Origin of the sequence: Novipirellula sp., from assembly GCF_041583735.1 — a bacterium.
Classification (GTDB): Bacteria; Planctomycetota; Planctomycetia; order Pirellulales; family Pirellulaceae; genus Novipirellula.
In genome coordinates, this window is the sequence record NZ_JBFHFD010000654.1 from 1 (window position 1) to 4,861 (window position 4,861).

Annotated in this window: 4 protein-coding genes; all 4 read left to right on the plus strand. The window is 55.2% G+C overall.

Features of this window, described 5'->3' with window-relative positions:
- A partial coding sequence (locus tag ABX962_RS30285; protein WP_372725144.1) for an alpha-L-fucosidase occupies window positions 1–951 on the plus strand: 951 nt, incomplete at its 5' end.
- Window positions 952–1,340: 389 nt separating this feature from the next.
- Complete coding sequence (locus tag ABX962_RS30290) at window positions 1,341–2,546, plus strand: DUF1559 domain-containing protein (RefSeq protein ID WP_372725146.1); 1,206 nt, start codon at window positions 1,341–1,343, stop codon at window positions 2,544–2,546.
- 57 nt (window positions 2,547–2,603) lie between these two features.
- Entirely contained in the window at window positions 2,604–2,798 is a 195-nt protein-coding gene (locus ABX962_RS30295) for a hypothetical protein (RefSeq protein ID WP_372725148.1), read from the plus strand.
- A gap of 125 nt (window positions 2,799–2,923) precedes the next feature.
- Window positions 2,924–4,861: right-handed parallel beta-helix repeat-containing protein (locus ABX962_RS30300; protein ID WP_372725149.1), on the plus strand; the 1,938-nt coding region annotated here is incomplete at its 3' end.

Consider the following 4,861-nt stretch of genomic DNA (forward strand, 5'->3'; position numbering starts at 1 on the left):
CTTTGGGAAGCCGTCGACACGACCAATGATTCGTGGGGCTATGCTTGGTACGACGAGAACTGGAAAACGCCCGAAGAAATCCTGCATCGGCTGATCGCATGTGTGGCTCGCGGTGGAACTTACATGCTGAACATCGGCCCACGCGGCGACGGCTCGGTCCCCGAGCGTGCGGCGGCCTCGCTGCGAAGTTCCGGCGATTGGATCAAGCGTCATCCTCAGGTGGTGTACGCGACCGAAGCCTCACCATGGCAACATGCGCTGCCGTGGGGCGACGTCACTGTGAAGGGCAACCGAATGTTTTTGTCGGTGTTCAAATGGCCCGCAAGTGGCAAGTTGTATTTGCCAGGGCTACAAACCGAAATCCGCTCGGCCAAATTGCTCGATGGCGATAACGCGAATCCGGTTGAATTCGAATCGGTCGGCACCTGGACTCGCTTTTCGCTTCCCCAATGTGCTCCGGACGACCTCGTCTCGGTGATCGAAGTCGATTTGGCGGACGCCCCTGAGGCCGATCCGACATGGGGTCTCGATCCCGAAGTCGCAACGGAGATCCTCGCCGAGTTCGCCTCGGTATCCGGCGCCACCCAGAACTACAAACGCTGGATGGAAAAATTCGGCGAGTGGAAACATGTGATCGAGGTCACCGATTGGCCAACCGGCGACGAGGAAACCACAGGCAAAGCAAGCTGGGAAATCGATGTGGTCGTCCCAGGGGACTATCAAGTCGCACTGAGCTATGCCGGCGAAGGACGATTGGTTTGGGGCGTTACAGTCGAAGGTGGCCAGTCGATCCAGAACCAGCAAAATGCATCGCACATCTACCAAAGTTTCCCGATCGGTTGGCTAAACTTTCCGAAGGCTGGCCGCTACACCGTCTCGGCATCGTGTCTGGACGGCAACGTGAAAACCGGAAGCTTGAAGTCAATCACGTTCACTCCGATTCACCAATAGCAAGTCACTCGTTGCCGAACCGCGATGCGATTCAGCCCCAACAAGACAAGGCCCAATTCGACGCAATCCTAATGGCGATGTTGGCCAGTCTGAGGTCAGGGATCGTCCCCTATGGACGTCCCGTGGTTTTGCGGCCGTGTTCCCTTCTCCGAATTTCGGATTTCCCCTTTTGAGATCCGGTCATCTCCTGCAGTCTTCACAACGCCGCTCCAGCACCTCGACGTGTCGCAAAACGTTATTACCGCGTCGCAAAATCTTACTACCCCCAAAGGGATGGACTCTATGATAATCCCGTCTTGGGGAATTTCATGCCTCGTTGACGCCGATTTAGCGTCAAGCAAAGCGCCCAATTGTTATTGATTTTCATAACTTTTCTTTGGGGTAGCACAATGTCTTTCACACGAAAGCAATCCGGGTTCACACTCGTTGAATTACTGGTGGTCATCGCAATCATTGGTGTCTTAGTTGGACTGCTCTTGCCGGCGGTCCAGGCGGCACGCGAAGCAGCACGGCGGATGAGCTGCAGCAACAATTTCAAGCAGATCGGGCTTGCGATCCATAATTATCATGCGGCGTACAACCAAGTGCCAACCCACGGTACCGGTACGCAGCCGGGAACCGCATCGAACTATTTCAGCCCGTCAACGCTTGGTAACCGAATTCGCTTGAGCATGCTGGTGCCGTCGCTGCCGTTTCTCGAGCAGCAAGCGCTGTGGGAACAGATTTCCAACCCCAGTACTGAACGAACCGACGGCGCGGTCCAATCGCCTGTTTGGCCAGCGATGGGACCTACCCCGGATGACATTCAGTACATTCCCTGGACAACCGAGATCCCTGGCTACCGTTGTCCCAGCGATCCGGGGTTTGGGCTGCCTGCGTTGGGGCGGACGAACTATGCCGCCTGCGTCGGCGACTCATCCTGGGAGATCTATTTTGGTCCTTGGAACAACATGCGAACGGTAAAGAACAACTCCGAAGACGCGCGGGCTGCGCACCGCGGTTTTTTCAAACCGATTGACATGACACGATTCGGTGACTGTTTGGATGGTTTATCCAACACAATTGCCATGGGGGAAATCATCACGGATCTCGGGGACAATGACACTCGAGGCCAAGTGACCGAATCGGGCGCCAACAGCAGTGCTCCGGGCATTTCGCTGGCGAATATTCGCAACAATCCATCACGATGCGAGCCCTTGGTCGATGCCACTCGGCCTCGTTTTTGGGATCCGCAGTACTTCATGATCTCGCGTGCTCTATTTGCCCGCGGTTATCGATGGGCAGACCAAGGGCCGCTGTTTTCCGGCTGCATGACAATTTTGTCTCCCAATCGCGAGATCTGTGGTCCCTTCAACACACTTGGAACCACGCTTGTTGCCACGATGTCCAGTCGACATCAAGGTGGTTGCCACGTTTTGATGGGGGACGGGGCGGTGAAATTCGTCACCGATTCGATCGAAGCCGGCGATCCCAGAGCCGGAAATGTTTGGTTAGGAGGCACGGGAGCTCAAGCGCCTGGTTCGGCAAGCCCTTATGGTTTGTGGGGGGCACTGGGAACACGTGCCAACCGCGAAGTCATCACCGCCGAGTTTTAAGCGGTGGCATTTCACCATTCGCCGTTTGATCCCTTCCTAACTAGGCTAAACATTCCGATGAAACACTTTTCGTGGTTGATACTTGTTCTGTTGATGACTTTCGCTGCGGGTTGCAGCGAACAAGGGCCTCGAACCGTGACCGCCGGCGTTGATTCGCAAGCGATCCGTGACTATGAAGCGGAACTTGCCAAGGTGACGAAGCAAGATACCGACTCCGACATGGGCGTCAAGGATAGCGGGGGCAACAAGTGAGTCCTCTGACGCGGATGGATCCTTCCATCAATTTTTGATTCGCGTTGCCGAGGAAGACTCGGCAACGCGGAACGCTTTTACATAGCGGCTGTAATGTTCGATTTCGTTCATTTCGCCAACCCGACATGAACCTGCAAAAGAAACTAAATGTGATGAAGCTTGCCACCACCACCCTGCTGATTATTCTCGCGACCGCGCAAACGACCCTCGCCGCTGATCTTTTTGTCAGTATGTCTGGCAACGATACCCAACCAGGCACCAAGGAGTTACCCGTAGCGACGTTGCAGAAGGCAAAGACGCTCGCCGCTTCGTATGCTGGCAACGAAGCGGTCACCGTACATGTGTCCGATGGCATTTACTATTTGCCCGAACCGCTTGTTTTCACCCCCGAAGACTCCGGGACGAAGGACAAACGCGTTGTCTATCGATCCGAACACGAAGGCGGTGCAGTGCTGAGCGGCGGAACGAAGCTCGCGTTGCAGTGGCAGCCGTATCGTGACGGTATTTTCCAGGCGGTGACGCCTGCGGATCTAGCGATTGACCAACTGTTTATCAACGGTTCGAGCCAGCGGATGGCTCGTTATCCAAACTATGACGCCAACAAGCCGACCGATGCCTACCAGGGCTTCGCAGCGGACGCGTTTTCGAAAGAGCGAGCGGCACGATGGAAGAATCCCGAAGGTGGATTCATCCACGCGATGCACCGCAGCCGATGGGGAGGCTACCACTATCGCATTACCGGCAAAGATGCGGACGGAGAAGTCACCTACGAAGGCGGTTGGCAAAACAACCGCCAAATGGGAATGCACAAAGATTTCCGCATGGTGGAAAACATCTTCGAAGAACTTGATGCCGCAGGCGAATGGTTTCACGACGCCGAAGCGAACACGCTCTACTACAAACCCGATGCGGACACCGATCTAAACACGGCAACCGTCGAGGTGGTTCGACTTCGACACTTAGTTGAATTCCAAGGCACCCTCGATGCGCCAGTAAAATCGATCACTTTTCAAGGATTTGTGTTCCGTCACGCAGCGCGTACGTTCATGGACACCAAAGAACCGATGCTGCGAAGTGACTGGACGATTTATCGTGGCGGCGCCGTGATGATCACGGGCAGCGAGGACATCCACATCCTGGACAGCGAGTTTGACCAGGTCGGCGGCAACGCGATTTTCGTCAACCAATACAATCGCGGCACGCTGGTGAAGGGATGCCACATTCATGACTGTGGGGCCAGCGGCGTTTGTTTCGTTGGCGATCCCGCGGCAGTCCGAGATCCGCTGTTTGAATATGGTCAGAAAAATGATCTCGCCAAGATCGACCGTACACCGGGCCCCAAGACGGAAAACTATCCCGCCAATGGCACGGTCGAGGACTGTTTGATTCACGGAATTGGCCGAGTCGAACGTCAACCCGCGGGAGTCCAGATCGAGATGGCCATGGCGATCACCGTTCGCGACTGTTCGATTTACGACTGCGCCCGCGCCGGAATCAACGTGGGTGACGGTGCCTGGGGAGGCCATTTGATCGAACGCTGCGACGTTTTCGACACCGTGCTAGAGACCCACGATCACGGTTCATTCAACTCGTGGGGCCGTGATCGCTATTGGCGGCGTGACTACTTGGATGTGTCTCAGAAAGCAATTGATGCGGATCCCAAATTACCGTTTCTCGATGCGTTCAACACGACGGTGATCCGCAACAGCCGATGGCGGTGCGACCACGGATGGGATATCGATTTGGACGACGGTTCAAGCAATTACGACATCTACAACAACTTGATGCTGCAAGGCGGTTTGAAGCTGCGCGAAGGATTTCGCCGTCGTGCTTGGAACAACATCACCATCAATAACGGCTTCCATCCGCACGTCTGGTTCAACAATAGCCAAGACGAAGTGTTTTCGAACATTTTCATGGCCGCCCATCTCGGCGCGAGAATGCCCAGCCAGAAGGCCAAAGGAAAACGAATCGACAGCAATCTGTTCTTCTCAGCCGACCCTAAAATGAAAGACAAGTTCGTTCAATTTGGCTGGGACCTGCATTCGATCGTCGCCGACCCA

What these genes read in the sequence shown, in the direction of transcription:
- ABX962_RS30290 (WP_372725146.1), top strand. Translation starts at nt 1,341, where the DNA reads ATGTCTTTCACACGAAAGCAATCCGGGTTCACACTCGTTGAATTACTG.
- ABX962_RS30295 (WP_372725148.1), top strand. Translation starts at nt 2,604, where the DNA reads ATGAAACACTTTTCGTGGTTGATACTTGTTCTGTTGATGACTTTCGCT.